This is a genomic window from Chitinibacter sp. S2-10 (assembly GCF_046530675.1).
Taxonomy (GTDB): Bacteria; Pseudomonadota; Gammaproteobacteria; order Burkholderiales; family Chitinibacteraceae; genus Chitinibacter.
Window position 1 is genome coordinate 473077 of record NZ_CP172558.1, and the last position, 15974, is coordinate 489050.

17 protein-coding genes are annotated in these 15974 nt (G+C 54.7%); 3 read left to right on the forward strand and 14 right to left on the reverse strand.

Features of this window, described 5'->3' with window-relative positions:
• Nucleotides 1-11: 11 nt before the first annotated feature.
• The 8 genes from flgC to ACG2XO_RS02260 all read right to left on the reverse strand — a co-directional run bounded on the left by flgC (nt 12) and on the right by ACG2XO_RS02260 (nt 5303).
• Nucleotides 12-425 carry a flagellar basal body rod protein FlgC gene (flgC, locus tag ACG2XO_RS02225; RefSeq protein ID WP_410499221.1) on the reverse strand — a complete coding sequence of 138 codons (414 nt, stop codon included), beginning with the start codon at nt 423-425 and terminating at the stop codon, nt 12-14.
• Between the two features lie 21 nt (nt 426-446).
• On the reverse strand, nt 447-851 hold the full coding sequence (flgB, locus tag ACG2XO_RS02230; RefSeq protein ID WP_410499222.1) for a flagellar basal body rod protein FlgB: 405 nt from the start codon (nt 849-851) through the stop codon (nt 447-449).
• A 245-nt stretch (nt 852-1096) separates the two neighbouring features.
• Nucleotides 1097-1432: an adenosylmethionine decarboxylase gene (speD, locus tag ACG2XO_RS02235; RefSeq protein WP_410499223.1), complete on the reverse strand. Its 336-nt coding sequence runs from the start codon at nt 1430-1432 to the stop codon at nt 1097-1099.
• Nucleotides 1429-1584 carry a hypothetical protein gene (locus tag ACG2XO_RS02240; RefSeq protein WP_410499224.1) on the reverse strand — a complete coding sequence of 52 codons (156 nt, stop codon included), beginning with the start codon at nt 1582-1584 and terminating at the stop codon, nt 1429-1431. The genes speD and ACG2XO_RS02240 overlap by 4 nt, the downstream gene beginning before the upstream one ends.
• Nucleotides 1581-3059: a DUF4178 domain-containing protein gene (locus tag ACG2XO_RS02245; protein ID WP_410499225.1), complete on the reverse strand. Its 1479-nt coding sequence runs from the start codon at nt 3057-3059 to the stop codon at nt 1581-1583. The genes ACG2XO_RS02240 and ACG2XO_RS02245 overlap by 4 nt, the downstream gene beginning before the upstream one ends.
• 22 nt (nt 3060-3081) lie before the next feature.
• Complete coding sequence (locus ACG2XO_RS02250) at nt 3082-3486, reverse strand: GFA family protein (protein WP_410499226.1); 405 nt, start codon at nt 3484-3486, stop codon at nt 3082-3084.
• A gap of 118 nt (nt 3487-3604) precedes the next feature.
• Nucleotides 3605-4708, reverse strand: a complete 1104-nt coding sequence (locus ACG2XO_RS02255; protein ID WP_410499227.1) for an SPFH domain-containing protein — start codon at nt 4706-4708, stop codon at nt 3605-3607.
• Nucleotides 4709-4901: 193 nt separating this feature from the next.
• Nucleotides 4902-5303, reverse strand: coding sequence for a DUF350 domain-containing protein (locus ACG2XO_RS02260; protein WP_410499228.1), 402 nt, complete (start codon nt 5301-5303; stop codon nt 4902-4904).
• Nucleotides 5304-5365: 62 nt separating this feature from the next.
• Here ACG2XO_RS02260 and ACG2XO_RS02265 point away from each other — a divergent pair, with 62 nt between their 5' ends.
• From ACG2XO_RS02265 to ACG2XO_RS02275, 3 genes are all read left to right on the forward strand, one after another.
• A complete protein-coding gene (locus tag ACG2XO_RS02265; RefSeq protein WP_410499229.1) occupies nt 5366-6877 on the forward strand; it encodes a polyamine aminopropyltransferase in 1512 nt (503 codons plus the stop codon).
• On the forward strand, nt 6877-8562 hold the full coding sequence (locus ACG2XO_RS02270; protein ID WP_410499230.1) for an FAD-dependent oxidoreductase: 1686 nt from the start codon (nt 6877-6879) through the stop codon (nt 8560-8562). Before ACG2XO_RS02265 ends, ACG2XO_RS02270 begins: the two co-directional genes overlap by 1 nt.
• Before the next feature lie 119 nt (nt 8563-8681).
• A complete protein-coding gene (locus tag ACG2XO_RS02275) occupies nt 8682-9539 on the forward strand; it encodes a PhzF family phenazine biosynthesis protein (protein ID WP_410499231.1) in 858 nt (285 codons plus the stop codon).
• A gap of 146 nt (nt 9540-9685) precedes the next feature.
• Here ACG2XO_RS02275 and ACG2XO_RS02280 read toward each other — a convergent pair whose 3' ends face one another.
• The 6 genes from ACG2XO_RS02280 to ACG2XO_RS02305 all read right to left on the reverse strand — a co-directional run bounded on the left by ACG2XO_RS02280 (nt 9686) and on the right by ACG2XO_RS02305 (nt 15840).
• A complete protein-coding gene (locus ACG2XO_RS02280) occupies nt 9686-10561 on the reverse strand; it encodes a DMT family transporter (protein ID WP_410499232.1) in 876 nt (291 codons plus the stop codon).
• A 198-nt stretch (nt 10562-10759) separates the two neighbouring features.
• Nucleotides 10760-11476, reverse strand: a complete 717-nt coding sequence (locus ACG2XO_RS02285; protein WP_410499233.1) for an ABC transporter ATP-binding protein — start codon at nt 11474-11476, stop codon at nt 10760-10762.
• Complete coding sequence (locus ACG2XO_RS02290; protein WP_410499234.1) at nt 11476-12285, reverse strand: ABC transporter ATP-binding protein; 810 nt, start codon at nt 12283-12285, stop codon at nt 11476-11478. The genes ACG2XO_RS02285 and ACG2XO_RS02290 overlap by 1 nt, the downstream gene beginning before the upstream one ends.
• Nucleotides 12282-13571: a high-affinity branched-chain amino acid ABC transporter permease LivM gene (gene livM, locus ACG2XO_RS02295; protein WP_410499235.1), complete on the reverse strand. Its 1290-nt coding sequence runs from the start codon at nt 13569-13571 to the stop codon at nt 12282-12284. Before livM ends, ACG2XO_RS02290 begins: the two co-directional genes overlap by 4 nt.
• Nucleotides 13571-14485 carry an ABC transporter permease subunit gene (locus ACG2XO_RS02300; RefSeq protein ID WP_410499236.1) on the reverse strand — a complete coding sequence of 305 codons (915 nt, stop codon included), beginning with the start codon at nt 14483-14485 and terminating at the stop codon, nt 13571-13573. Before ACG2XO_RS02300 ends, livM begins: the two co-directional genes overlap by 1 nt.
• A gap of 251 nt (nt 14486-14736) precedes the next feature.
• Nucleotides 14737-15840, reverse strand: coding sequence for a branched-chain amino acid ABC transporter substrate-binding protein (locus ACG2XO_RS02305; RefSeq protein ID WP_410499237.1), 1104 nt, complete (start codon nt 15838-15840; stop codon nt 14737-14739).
• Nucleotides 15841-15974 lie beyond the last annotated feature (134 nt).

Here is a 15974-nt window from a genome sequence, read left to right on the forward strand (position 1 = left end):
GTTACTCCTGATTAAACCTGACCCAGCGACAGCGTACGCAGCAGCAAAGTCTTGGCAGTATTCATTACATCGATATTGGTCTGGTATGCACGTGAAGCTGAAATCATATTGGTCATTTCTTCGACCACGTTCACATTGGGCATGGCCACATAGCCATTGCCGTCGGCAAACGGGCTTTTCGGGTCATAAACCAACTTGGGCGGCGCCTGATCTTCAATCACGCCAGCGACCTGTACCCCGACCGATTGCTTGTTCGCCGCAGTCAAGGGCTGAGCTTGAAACACCACCTGCTTGGCGCGATAAGGCTGGCCGTTGGAGCTGGTGACCGATTCGGCATTGGCCAGATTACTGGCAACCACATTGAGCCGTGCCGATTGGGAACGCATCGCCGAAGCCGCAACATCAAAAACCCGGAACATAGACATAATGGATTTCCTTTAACTTGTTTACTGGCCGGTCAGCGCGGTTTTCATCGACTCGATGCGGCGCTGCATAAAGGTCACGGCAGATTGATAGCGGATCGCGTTATCGGTGAATTCCTTCATTTCAGAATCCATATCCACCGTATTGCCGTCGATCGAAGGCTGGCGCTCGTTGCGATATTTCAGCTCGGGAGAAAAAATATCGATTTTGTTAGCGGGCTGCAGATGACGCGGATTGCTCGTCGCCAGCGTAGATGTTTGCAATGGCAGGCGCGCCGCCTCGTAAGCCGCTTTGAAATCGAAATCACGCGCCTTGTAGTTGGGCGTATCGGCGTTGGCGATATTGGACGCCAGCACTTCCTGCCGATACGAGCGCATTTTTAATCCGGCTTCCTGATTGCGAAAGTAATTATCGATTTTGCCCAGCATACGAGACACTCCATAAGAATGTCTTTATCAAAGCATGAAGTGTGCCAGCAATCAGAAAACGGATATTGATCAGATCAGGCGGGATAATGGCAGGTACTGCTATACGGTATATCAATACAGACCAATATCAATAAGCGATACAGAGACATACCAGCAACAATAAATAAACAGAAAAAAGCAGAACAATAAACAGGCTGGCGGCAAAGCTTGCCGCCAGCGGGATGATTCAACGGAACGGTTGAGTATTAACCGCGCCCAATCACTTGCTGATCAAGCTCAAGCGGCATCAAAGCATCGCGCAGTACCGCCAGCGCCGCCTCGGCATTGGCCGCGCCACACATGAATAAATCTATCGCCGCAAAACCATGCTCGGGCCAGGTGTGGATGCTGATATGCGATTCTTTGAGTAAAAGCATGCCGGTCACGCCTTGCCCGGCGCCAAAATGATGAAAATGCTGCTGCAAGACGCTTGCCTGCCCGGCCTGCGCAGCGCTCAGCATGACCGCTGCTATCTGTGCCGGGTCTGCAAGCAAGTCGGCAGGACAGCCATGAAAATCGGCAATCAGATGGCGGCCTATCATTTATGCCCCCCGCCGCTGCTCCAGCCGCCCGACGACGAACCACTACTCCAGCTGCGCGAGCCTGAAGACTGAAAACTGCACGACGATAAATTGAACAAGGTACAAATCGTAATCACCGCAATGCAGTAGATTTTGTAAAAACCGCCCTTCATTCTTCAGCATCCTTGTTGAGCGGCCAATGCAGCATATACGCCGCCAAACCGGTCCAGAACAGCGCATCAAACACATCATCACTGAGCAGCACCAGCGGCAGATTGATCGCCAGCAGCCAGATCGTATAACGCCAGGCCAGACGGCGCTGGTCTGGCGCAACTTCATCGCTTTCCAGTGTTTTGATTTCAGCCTTGCCAAACCAGGTAGCAATTTGCGCGTTGCTCACTTTTTCCGCTTGCGACCAGACGACCTCAGTCGCCGATTTTTCCCGACTCAGCCGCTTGCCCTGGTAGTCGTACTCCCAAAGCTGCAACTGATCACCGACGCTAACGCGCCAGTTAAACGCCCCTGCGGCATACAGCACTTTGGCGGCATACTGATCGTACAACTTGCCATAACGCTCGCCGTTCAGCGTCGCATGCGTATCGCTCCAGCTTTCCGGCAACTGATTGAGCACCTGAGCGCGGTACCAGCCCTCGCTGGTCTCGACCAGCCAGAAAAACCCACGCTGCCAGTTGAACAGCAGATATTCGGTCCAGTGAGAGTCGGCGTCTTCGACTTCGACCATTTCGATCAGCCCGATGACGCTCCATTTCACCCCGTCAATGGTGGCCGCATCGCCGACATCGAGCGTCGCATGATAACGCTCGGCCTCGGTGTGGCGGGTCAAGATGAGCGCCCTGTCGCCTGAGCAATCGACTTCCGAACCACACGCCGCGCAAACAATCTGCGTCGCCACTCCGGCGCGATATTGCAACTGATTGCCGCAACTCGGGCAATCGAGCACATTGGCCGTCCCTTTGAGCCGCCCGGCGCTTTGCTGGATTTCCTCATCGCTGCGCAAGAGCTGCATTTGCAAGGCTTTGAGCTCGACCGTCTCGCCGACATAGAGCGCCGGATTCGGTTTCTCTGGCGTGATGTCGGAAAAATCAATCGTCAGAAAGCGATCACCGCTACGGCAATCGATCACTTTCGCCTCGTAGCCGTTGCCGACAATAAACGGCAATTCGCCCTGCCCGCCGACGCACTGCGCAGTACGCGCGTCGGTAACGACAAAAACCCGTCCGCCATGCTCGTAACGCATTTCGGGCTTTAAGACTTCAAAGCTCAGCGCCGTTTGGCGCTCGCCCACTGATTCAGCAAGCGGCAACGTGATCATATACTGGCCGGAGGTATCGGCCAGCCAGCCAGATCTGCCGTCATCAAACGAGATATACCACTCGTTCCACAGCCCAGCTTCGTAACGCAACTGAATCCGGCCAATGACGGTAAAAGCACGCCCAACAAACACACCCGACGCGCCGATCTGGATTGGCGAATAGTCCTCAAGCACCTTACCGATTTTGCCGATGTCGCGCACTTCATCAGCGTCGCGCAGTACGGTGCTCTGGCAATACTCGCACACCGCAATCGCCGAAATCGTCGAACGGAATAAAACCTCGGCACCGCATGAGGGGCAAGGGGTACGGAACATTAGCAATCACCCAACATCGTTATTAACCCCGCCCCGGTTGCCATTCGGCATGCTCGGCCAGACCTTCATAAGCCAGCCACGGCTCGCGATGCGAAGTCCAGATGTGCATCGCAGGGCGGATGCCTGGGTCGTCGTGCAAAGTGCCGACGCGAACGATCAGCATGTCGCTCTCGGCTTTCTGTGCATATAAATGCGTGCCGCATTCAGTACAGAAAAAACGCTGCTTGCCGGGCGACGACGCAAAAAACTTCAGTTGCGTCTGCCCCTGCACAATACGGAACTGCTCGCACTTCGCACCCGCGACACTATTGAAAGCAACGCCCAAAGAACGCCGGCAAGTTTTGCAGTTGCAATGAATCACCGGCGTCGCAAATTCACCCACTTCATAAACCACCGCGCCGCAGGCGCATGAACCTTGCACACTCATTGAATCAACCCTTTCTTGTATGCCAGCACTGTAGGGCATAGTCGCCACAGGCACTACGCCGCACACAGACTATTCGGCGTATTGCCGCTTCGCGTCGAATACGCCTTACCACATTCATTTAACCAATCAGTTTTTTCAACACTTCCGCTTTCGCGCTGTCGTAATCGGCTTGGCTAATCAGTCCCTGATCGAGCAGGCCTTTAAGCTGTCCAAGTTTGGCTTGCGGTGAGTTAGGATCAGCAGGTACTGCTTGAGGTATTGGCTGCTGTACACCGCCAGCCATAACACCTACGCCCATACCCCCATCGCCACCAATCACGACACCTGCGCCCGCTGGCGCTGCGGCCACGCCACCCAAGCCCAAGGCATTCGTCATCGCGCCAGCCATCACCTGCCCGACGCCCACTCCGGCCGCCATCCCGGCGCCGATACCCGCCAGACCGCCTTCGTTTTGCGCGGCGAGCGGGATTGCTTGCGCGGCCTGATATTGCGTGTAGGTTTGCATATTGCCGATCATTCCCATCGAAATCCGCGTATCGATGGCTTTTTGCAGCTCTTCGGGCAGGCTGATGTTTTCAACGGCAAAGTTATCGAGCTCCAGCCCGTATTTCGCGAACACCGGCACCAGTGCTTCGTTGATTTTCTGCCCCATCAAGCCTTGATTGCCGGCCATATCCAGAAACGGCACGCCCGAGCCGCCCAAGACCGACGTCATTGTCGAGACGACGAGATTGCGTAATTGCAGCTCCAGATCGTCGCGCGTATAGACTTCGCGCGTGCCGCTGATCTCGCTGAAGAATAATTTTGGATCGACCAGTTTGTATGAATACACGCCAAAAGCGCGCATCCGCACCATGCCAAAATCGGCGTCGCGGATCGTGATCGGTTGTGGCGTACCCCATTTACGACCGAGCTGCACGCGCGTGCTGAAGAAATACACGTCTGATTTGAAAGGCGATTCGAACAGCTTGTCCCAGTTTTTCAGGTAGGTCAGCACTGGCAACGTTTGCGTCGTCAGCTTGTGCATACCCGCGCCAAACACGTCGGCGATCTGGCCTTCGTTGATAAACAACGCCATTTGCGACTCGCGCACCGTCAGGCTCGCGCCGTACTGGATTTCAAAATCCTGCATCGGATAGCGATAAGCGAGCACGCCATCGCCTTCCTCGTTCCATTGCAGAATGTCGATAAATTGCTTTTTGATAAACGAACCGAGACCCATGATTGACTCCATCTGCCGAGCAGAAAATTAATCCGATACTGCGAAACTAAAAAAGGCCGCCGAACAACTCAAAAATCCAATCAAGACCAGAATCCAAACCTAAATCCAGAGCCTCCTCAACAAGGTCGGAATACCAAGATTCTTTTTGTTTCTCTTGCTGATCCATAACGAACCCCCGTTTGGCAAATATCACTTAAGACAAACACCCCGCACTAATCAAGCCCACGGCCAGCGAAATACTCCCTGCCAGTATCCCCGCCGCCACGTTGTTATTCATAATCTGCGGCGCCATACCCTTCAGACACTTCACCAGAAACGCATACACCAGAATCTGCACCAACCCGGCCAGTGCGCCCCAGATCAGGAAAAAGCTCAGCATATTCTGATGCAGCGCGCTCGATGCCAGCGCGAATGAAAAACCGAGCAGTGCACCACCGAACGACAAAGCCGCAGCGACATTGCCTTCGCGGATGAGCTGGATTTCGTCATAAGGCGTGAATTTGATATACAGCATCGCAAACACAATCAGCATTGCGATGCCGCTGGCGAGGTAGCTGAAATAACCGATCAGTGGCGGCAGATAGATGGCTAACATGCGCATTCCTTACTTAAAGAGGCATAATGCAGTCATTCTGACTCAAACAATCATAAATATCCATGCGAGATAAACTGCTGATTCTGTCGGTTTTTATTGTGGCGTCGTGCGGCTTGGCTTACGAGCTGATCGCCGCAGCGCTCGCCAGCTATCTGATGGGCGATTCGGTTTTGCAGTTTTCGTCCATCATCGGCTGCTACCTGTTTGCGATGGGCGTCGGCTCGCATCTATCGAAATATGTCGCCGAACAACGCACGCTCGATACCTTTATCGAAATCGAATTACTGGTCGGCTTGATTGGCGGCTTGTCGGCGACGGCGCTGTTTCTGGTTTTTGCCTGGGCGGATGCGCCGTTTCGCTCGGTGCTGTATGTGCTGGTTTTTATGACTGGCGTACTGGTCGGCATGGAAATTCCGCTGGTCATGCGCGTACTGAATCAACGTAAAACCGACTTTGCCGAGCTCGTCAGTCGGGTGCTGACTTTTGACTATATGGGTGCGCTGGCAGTCTCCTTGCTGTTTCCGCTGGTGCTCGCGCCGCATCTCGGCCTCGCCCGGTCTGCACTGCTGTTTGGGATGGTCAATGTCGGCATTGCGCTGTTAACAACCAAGATTTTCCGCGCCGAGCTGGCGCACGCGCGGCTGCACCTCTTGCGCGGCGGCGTCGTGATGCTGGTGTTGATCGGCGCGATGTTCGCTGCGGATAAGCTGACGCGCTGGAGCGAAAATACGCTGTACGGCGATGAAATCATCCATGCGCAAACGACACCGTATCAACGCTTGCTGATTACGCAGTGGAAAGATGACACGCGGCTGTATATCAACGGCAATCTGCAATTTTCCAGCCGTGATGAATATCGCTACCACGAAGCACTGGTGCATCCGGTACTGGAAAAACTGCCGCAGGCCAGATCGGTACTGGTGCTCGGCGGCGGCGACGGGCTGGCGGTGCGTGAGATTTTAAAATACCCGAATATCGAGCACATCACCTTGGTCGATCTCGATCCGGCAATGACGGATTTATTTAAGCATAACGAAAAATTGACCGGCTTTAATCAGCGCTCGCTGGCTAACCCGAAAGTCAAAGTCGTTAATGCCGATGCCGCGCAGTGGATTGAGCAAAACCAAGATATTTTTGACGCCATCATCATCGACTTCCCCGACCCCAGTAATTTCGCGCTCGGTAAATTGTATTCGGTGCCGATGTACCGCTTGGTCAAAAAGCACCTCAGCGAGAATGGCCTGATGGTCGTGCAATCGACGTCCCCCTTACATGCCCCCTACTCGTATTGGTGTATCAATCAGACACTACAAGACGTAGGGCTCTATACCACCCCTTATCATGCTTTTGTACCCTCGTTTGGCGAATGGGGCTTTATCCTCGCCAGCCCAAAAAGCGGCTACACACCGCCCACGTCGTATCGCGTCGCAACGAAATTTCTCGACGCCGAGACCACGCGACAAATGTTCTTCTTCCCGCCCGATATGCAGCCGGTCAAAGTCGAGTCCAATCGACTGAATAACCAATCGCTGGTGCATTATTTCGAGCAGGACTGGTCGCAGGTGATCCGCTAATGCGCGACAGCTTGATACCCGCGCTGAGCCGCCGCGATTTTTTGCGCTCCAGTTTAAAAACAAGTGCCGCGCTGGGCTTGGCGGCAGCGCTGCCGGGCTGTGATTTGACGCGACAACTGAATCACTTCGGCATTCCAATCTCGCTGTATCTGCCCGGAATGCAGTCTGGGCATAGCCTGCGTGGCAATACCCCAACCCCTGCGCCATCAGCCGAGCGCAAAGTGCGTGTCGCCATTCTCGGCTCTGGCGTCGCTGGTTTGTTTGCCGCGTGGCGATTGCGTCAACAAGGTTACAAGGACGTTATCGTTGTCAGCGGACCGGAACGGTTTGGCAATGCTGCATCCGGACGTGCGGCGGCGGGCAATCGCTCAGGCCATGTTTATCCCACCGGAGCGCATTATTTACCGCTGCCGTCGATGGCGTCAACGCATGTGCGCGAGCTGCTGTTTGAGATGGGCGTAATCGAAGATTATCCCTACGCCGAGCGGCCGACTTATAACGAAAGCGCCATCGTGCACGCGCCGGAAGACCGGCTCTTGATCAACGGACGATGGCAGGAAGGCGTCGTTCCGCAGCGGGGTATCGCGCCGGACGAGCTGGCGCAGCAGCAACGTTTTTTCGCGCTGATGACGCAATACCAGCACGCCTCCGGCAGTGATGGCCGCAAAGTGTTCAGCATTCCACTCGCGCTCTCAAGCGCCGATCCGCGCTGGCGCGCGCTCGATCAAATGACTTTTGCCGCATGGTTGCAGCAGCACGGTTTCACTGCACCAAGCTTGCTGTGGTATCTCGATTACGCGTGTCGCGATGATTATGGCATTGGTCTGAATCAAACTTCGGCTTGGGCGGGGCTGCATTACTTTACCAGCCGCGGCGGGCGGGCTCGCAATGCGAACGACGGCGCGGTGCTGACGTGGCCGTCGGGGCTGAACCCTTTACTGCAATTCATGGCGCAAGGCCAAACGCTCATTGAGGGCATGGCGGTGAAAGTCGCCGAGCAAGGCAATGTCGTTCATGTCGATGTGCTGGATGTTGGTCACATGGGTAAACCGGGCAAAACCACGCGGCTGATCGCCGATCAGGTGATTTGCGCGATGCCGCTGCACGTCGCGGCGAAAATCGTCGACCTGCATCACTTTGGCTTCGATGTGGCTCAACATTCGCTGCCGCACGCGGCGTGGCAGATCAGCAATTTCATTCTCGATGGTTTTCCCGCCGAAATCGGCAATATGCCAATCGCGTGGGACAACGTCGTTTACGGCAGCACCAGTCTGGGTTTTGTGAATAGCACGCATCAGCTGATTCGCGCGGCCAAACCCGAGCAAACGGTGTTCACGGCCTATCACGCCTTCGCTAACGAAAGCCCGGCCAGCGTTCGCACGCGACTCGAACACGCCAGCGCCGATGAGCTGTATCAAACCGCGATCGCCGATCTCGCCACTGCCTACGGCTGGGACAATCCGCTCAAGGCGCGGCAGCATATCAAACAAGTTGAAATCACGCTGCGCGGCCACGCGATGGCGAGCCCGGTGCCGGGATTTTTAAGCAACGCCGGGCTTGCCGCGCTGCAAAAAGCTGACGGGCGCATCCTGTTCGCGCACAGCGATCTGAGCGGCTTGTCGGTATTTGAAGAAGCGAGCTGGTGGGGCGAGCAGGCAGCGCTGAAGATCCTCTCCGCTGGCTAAGCGCCTGTTCAAGCTCTAGGACCGGCACGACTGTACCGTCGCAAATACCTCTGCACTGTATTTTCATGTAAGCAACGCCGTTGCTATGATAGGGAGCAATACCCAGAGGAAATCAATTCATGACGACGCTGACTTATCAGTTATTCAATGTTTTTGCTACCGACGACATCTGGTCAGGCAATCCGCTGGCGGTGTTCAGCCCGGCACAGGCGCTTGACGACGAGACGATGCAACGGCTCGCGCAGCAGATGAATTTGTCCGAAATCACTTTCGTCTCCCCTTGCGTCGTCGCCGACGCGCAGGTGCGGATTTTTTCACCCAGCTATGAATTGCCGTTTGCCGGTCACCCGACTTTGGGAACCGCTTTTGCCGTGGCCAATCAGCAAAAAAATACATGTGCTACGGAAGAAAAAACCACGGTCACGCTGGCGATGAAGGCAGGGATGATTCCGGTGGCGGTTGATGGCGAAATGGTGACGTTGAGCGCCAATGTGCCGACTTACCGTGCCGCACCCGCCAATGTCGAGCTGGCCAAGGCGCTGAATCTCCAGCCCGAACAAATCCATGGAACGCCGCGCTTTGTGAATACCGGCAGCGAACAGCTGATTATCCCGCTTGTCGATGCCGAGAGCGTCGCGCAATGCAGCCTGAATCTGGATGTATTCGCACGGGTTGCGGCCAATCTCGAAGGGCGTTCCGGTGCGCTAGTCTGGGCCAGACAGGGTGACACGGTGATTGCGCGTTATTTCTGGTCACAGCATGGTCAGGCCGCCGAAGATTTTGGCACTGGCTCGGCGTGCGCCAATCTGGGCGGCTGGCTGCTGGCTGAAAATGTGGCTTTGCCGCTGACATTGGAAATGGAACAAGGTCACGCTATCGACCGTATTGCCCGCTTACACCTGTCGATCAACGCCGACAGACAGATACAGGTGGGGGGTAAAGTGCGCAGAGTGGGCGAGGGAACATTTGATCTGTAACGCTTGAAAAACCCGATGCAGAGGCGCGGAGAAAAACTCAAAACCTTCTTGCTTTCCTGCCCCTTCCCCCTGAAGGTTGAACTTTGTGGAAGCGGGCTTGCCCGCGAAACATCGCTGATCGCGGGCAAGCCTGCCCCCACAAAACGTCAATCCTTCTCCTTCCCGCTGGCGAAAATAATCGCCGCCACCACGCACAGCAGCGCGACACCGTGCGCGAGTGTCGGCTTTTCACCCAGCACCAGCATCGCATAGCCAACAGCAGCGACCGGCAGCGCGGCGGTAAAAACGCCGGCCTGCTGCGCCGGAACATGCTGTATGCCTTTCATCCACAGCCAGAACGACCAGACGCTGGCAGCCAGCCCGTACCAGACAATCATTCCCCACGTTGCTAAATCGAGCGCGGCAAAATCATAGTGCCAGAGCGTGCCGATGCTGAAGGGCAGGATCAGCAACAGGCCGATCAAATGCGTATAGGCGCAAATATCAATCGCGGCGATGCTTTGCGTGAGTCGGCGCGACAAAATGACGTAAATCGACTCGCACAGCACCGCTCCCGCAATCAGCGCGTTGCCGAGCAGCGAGCTGCTACCGCCCTCACCTGCGCGCGAGACATTGATAATCAGCATGCCCAACACGGCGAGAAAAACAGCCAGCATCGCCCGGCCGTGCAGTTTTTCTCGCAGCAACAGCCACGAGAGCAAAATCACCACCGCCGGTATCGTGCTGGTGATCACGCCTGCGGCCATCGCGCTAGTCTGAGTCAGGCCATAGAGCATCAACAACGTAAACAGGAAAGTGCCGAACAGCGCTTGCAGAAACAGCCCCAGCCATTGGCGGCGGGTCACGCGTTTCATCCGCTCGATACGGTAGCGTGGCAGCAGGAAAATCACGCCGATGACAAAGCGCATCAGCGTAAACAGCACAACCGGAATCACCATCACCAGCGCTTTGCCGATACCGACGTTGGCACCGACGAGCGCCATTGAGGCAAGCAGATAGAGTGAGTAGCGGTTGAAAGTCAATAAAATCACCTATTCAATCGGGTCGGTTTTTCTAACCGAAGTAAAACCGTTCACTGCAGAGACAGAGAGGTACAGAGAAAAGACCAAGCTCTGCGTCTCCTCTGTGCCTCTGCGTCTCTGTGGTTTAATCAGTTTTAACAGCTAAAGAATGGTATTAAAGAGAATCAAAATGGGGCGCAGCACTTTTAAAACACGCGCTCAAGCGTGAGCGTTGCTTTCCAGATAAGCCGCGCGCACTTCAGCGCTGGCAAGCAACTCTTCGCCGGTACCGGTCAGCACGATTTCACCATGCTGCAAAACATAAGCACGGTGCGCGACGCGCAGTGCGTGGTGTGCGTTTTGCTCGACCAGCATGATCGTTATGCCGTCGCGCTCGTTCAGCTCACGGATAATGCTAAATACCTGCCGAATGTATAGCGGTGCAAGCCCGAGAGATGGTTCATCCAGGAGCAATACCTTGGGTCGGCTCATCAGGGCACGGCCAATAGCCAGCATTTGTTGCTCGCCGCCGGAAAGCGTCCCTGCGCGCTGCTGTATCCTTTGCTCCAGAATCGGAAACATGCCGAAAACGCGCTGCAAATCATCGGCAAAGTGCGCCGGATTGCTAAACGTGCTGCCCATTTGCAGGTTTTCCAGCACGCTCATCCGCGAAAAAATCCGCCGTCCTTCCGGTACCAGCGATAGCCCCAGCCGCGAAATATGGTGGGTTTGCTTTTTGCTGATGTCTTCATTCAGAAAAGTGATGCTGCCGGCCGAAGCGCGTGGTTTGCCGAATAGTGTATTCATCAGCGTCGATTTACCCGCGCCGTTGGCTCCGATCAGCGTGACAATTTCGCCTTGCTGCACATCCAGCGTGACGCCGCGCAAAGCATGAATCGCACCGTAATGCGCGTGAACATCGTTATACCGCAGCATCAAGCAGCCTCCTCTTCTTCTTCGCCCAGATAGGCTTTAATCACATCCGGATTATTCTGGATTTGCTCAGGCGTTCCTTCGGCGATTTTGTTGCCGAAATTGAGCACACAAATATGGTCCGACACCTTCATCACGACATTCATATCGTGTTCGATCAGCATCACGCTTTTGTGGTGTTCACGCGTCAGATACATCAGCAAATCATTGAGCTCAGCCGATTCGCGCGGATTCAGGCCTGCCGCAGGTTCGTCGAGACAAATCAGCAGCGGGTCAACACACAATGCACGGGCGATTTCGACGCGGCGTTGCGTACCGTACGACAGATTGCCGGTCGGCATATTGGCAATATCGCGCAGTTTCAAGCGGGTCAGCCACATCTCGGCTTTTTCCATCGCTGCATCGCTCGCCGCTTTATAGCCAGGCAAACCGAAAATCCCGGCCAGAGAAAATTTTGACGCCTGTTGCAGGGCGTTGTGCTGGGCAACCATCAGGTTTTCGAGCACCGTCATATTCGGAAACAGCCGGATATTCTGGAAAGTGCGAACCACCCCCGCTTTGCGCGCAACATGATGCGATGCCATTTTTTCGAGTAGCAAAGTGCCATGTTCGGGGTGATTCATTTGCACACTGCCGGTGGTCGGTTTGTAAAAACCGGTCAGGCAGTTGAAAAAAGTCGTTTTACCCGCCCCGTTGGGGCCGATGATCGACGTGATCTTGCCACTGGCGATACCAAGAGAGAGATCGTTGATCGCAGTCAGCCCGCCAAAGCGCATCGTCAGATTTTTTACTTCGAGGACATTTTCACTCATTTCTCAGCTCCATTGAGTACCTTGGTTGGCTCACGATGCGAAATCAAACCACCCGGTTTCCAGACCATAATCAGAATCATTGCAGCGCCGAACAGCAGCATGCGGTATTCGGAGAAATCACGTCCCAGCTCGGGCAGAATCACCAGCAAGCTCGCGGCAATCACGACGCCGATCTGGCTGCCCATACCGCCAAGCACAACAATCGCCAGAATCGTCGCCGACTCGGAGAAAACAAAGCTTTCCGGCGAAATAAAGCCCTGCCGTGCGGCGAAAAACACACCCGCAAAACCACCGAGCATCGCGCCAATCGCAAACGCCGACAATTTGACGTTGGTGACGTTCATGCCGAGCGCCTTGCAAGCGACTTCATCTTCGCGCACCGCTTCCCACGCCAGACCAACCGGTAATTTGCGCAAGCGGTTCACAAATACATTGGTCAGCAGTGCCAGAACCAGAATGAGGTAATAAAGGAAAATAATGCGATGTTCGCTGACATATTCGAGACCGAAAAACGAAGAAAAAGTCGCGCCATCATCGCTATCAGGTTTGAATGGTAAACCGAAAAAAGTCGGGCGCGGAATCGAGCCAATACCGTTGGGGCCACCAGAAAACTCGGTCCAGTTCACCAGAATCACGCGAATGATTTCACCAAAACCCAGCGTCACAATCGCCAGATAATCACCGCGCAATCGCAAAGTCGGCCAACCAAGAAGAATACCAAAGCCCGCAGCCAGCAGCCCCGCGACCGGCAGCGTTTCCCAGAAACCCCAGCCAAACAAGGTCGAGAGCAAGGCGTAGCTGTAAGCACCGACGGCATAAAATGCGACATAGCCCAGATCAAGCAGACCGGCCAGACCGACGACGACATTCAGCCCCCAGCCCAGCATGACGTAAATCAGCACCGTCGTTGCGGTATCGACGACATAACGGTTATCTGAAAATGCAATTGGCAGCACCAGCGAAAAACCCAGCAGGCCGTAACCCACCCATTTGAGCCAGGGGCGTGGTGCAGCAACTTCCAGTACACGAGCACGCTGACGAGTCAGCTTTTTGAGATTGAACTGGTCAATTGCAAACTGCATAGCCAGCCGGCCAAAAAACATCGTCGCAACGAAAGCCAGCAACCAGGGCCAGCGTGTCGCAACGGCAAGCGATCCGCCCGCATCGACCGTATGCAGACCGATCATCGGGATGCCAAGTAACAGCGAAACCAGCGCGACATTCGTCGCGTCTTTGAGCCGGTCAGTCATCGACTTGGCTTGATGAGTAGCGGTAAACGTTGTCATTACACTTTCTCCACTTCCGGACGGCCCAGCAAACCACTAGGGCGGAACATCAATACCAGGATCAGCAGGACAAAACCGGCAACGTCTTTGTATTCAGGCGAGTAGTAAGCGCTCCAGAATGATTCGAGCATGCCGATAATCAACCCGCCGAGCACCGCGCCCGGCAATGAGCCAATCCCGCCCAAGACCGCGGCGGTAAAGGCTTTCAAACCGGCGACAAAACCGATCGAGAAATCAACCACACCGTAATAAACCGTCACCATCACCCCGGCAATCGCCGCCAGCGCAGCACCGAGCATAAAGGTCAGCGAAATGGTTCGATCGACATTAATCCCCAGTAACGCCGTCATCGTTTGATCCTGCTCGCAGGCACGCTGCTGACGGCCAAATGAGGTGCGGGTGATGAGGTAGGTAAACACCGCCAGCAAAACGATGGTCACAACAATAATCATCAGCTGGGTATACGACAGAAACACAATAAACTCGCCAAAAGTCGCCAAGGTAAAGCGGCCGGGCATCAACTCGGCAATCGGCTTGACGCGCGCGCCTTGCGTCAGTTGAACCATGTTTTGCAGAAAAATCGACATGCCGATGGCTGAAATCAGCGGTGCCAGTCGTGGCGCGGTACGCAATGGGCGATACGCCACGCGCTCGACCGACCAGCCATACACGGCGGTAAACGCCATCACAACGAGCAAGGTCACCATCAGCGCCAGCGGCACTGCACTGATGCCCATTGCGCCCAGCAAGGTAATCACGGTGACCGAAATAATGGCCGCGACCATATAAATGTCACCATGAGCAAAATTGATCATCCCGATAATGCCGTACACCATCGTGTAGCCCAGCGCAATCAGGCCATAGACCGAACCCAGTGTCAGCCCGTTAATCAGCTGCTGAAGAAATTGTCCCACTGTGTTCTCCTCTCAATAATTCGTAAGAAATCATGATCATCGTCAAGGTGCAGACGCAGCGACAGGAAGAAAATAAGCTGCGCCTCTTTCGACCAAGCAATGCCGACCAAGTAAAGCCGACCTGCCAAAACCTGACAACAAACCAGACTCTTGTGGGGGAAAGCAACCGGATCTCATCCGGGAATGAATGGGAGCACGTGAACCTCACCTGCTCCCGAGTACAGCCAGCTCGCTCAGGCGAGCCGCAGGGCTTATTTCACAGTTTCGTATTTATTGCCTTTCCACTGATAAACCACAAAGCCCGGTACTTTCAAATCGCCTTTGGCGTCAAAGGACATTTTGCCAACGACGGTATTGAAAGTGCCGCCAGCCAGTGCTTTTTGCAGATCTTTGTATTTCACGCCCTTGGCGCTCGTAGCAGCTTGCTGGAACAATTGCATTGCCGCGTAGGCGTACAGCACATAGCCATCCGGCTCAACTTTGGCGTCGCGGAAACGTTTTACGACGTCAGCCGCTTCCGGATTAGCACGCGCATCGGGCGCAAACGTAAACAGCACGCTGTCGGCATTGCCGCCGGCAGCTGTGACGATCTCGTTATTGCTCAGCGTATCGCCGCCCATCACCATCAATTTCATGCCAGCCTGTTGCGCCTGACGCAGGATCAAGGCCACTTCGGTGTGGTAACCACCATAAACCAGCACTTGAATACCGGCCGCTTTCATTTTTGAAACGATGCCCGAGTAATCTTTTTCACCGGCAGTAATCGACTCACGCAATGCCGGTTTCATGCCTTTGGCTTGCATGCCTTTGGCCGTTTCATCAGCCAGACCTTTGCCGTAAGCGCTCTTGTCATCCAGAACAGCGACTTTCTGTCCGGCAAAGCGTTTTGCAACATAAGCACCCGCTACCCCACCTTGCTGGTCATCACGACCCATGATGCGGAAAATGTTTTTCAGACCGCGCTCGGTGACTTGCGGATTGGTTGAAACCGTAGCCATCGGGATTTGGGCTTCGTTGTAGATGTCAGAAGCCGGAATCGTCGAGCTTGAACACCAGTGACCGTGCATGAAAACGATTTTCTTGTTGACCATGGCATTGGCCACTGACACCGCCTGTTTCGGATCGCAAGCGTCGTCACCGATTTCCAGTTTCAGTTTTTGCCCATTGACACCGCCTTTGGCGTTAATGTCGGCAATCGCCATTTCTGCGCCACGTTTGATCTGCTCACCTGCCGATGCATAAGCGCCCGTCATCGGGCCTGCGATGGCAACCGAATAATCCGCATAGGCCTGTGCGCTAAACAAGGCAGCAACGCAAGCACCGGCAACTGACAGCTTTTTGTTCAACTTCATCATGGGTATCTCCTGGGTTCAATTTGGACATCAGCAACGAAAACCGCCGCTATTGTCAGCTACAACATTTCGGTTTTATTCAATGCGGGAGTTATCTTCTGCAAGCAAATAAGCAAGGAAATAAACACCAGCAAATC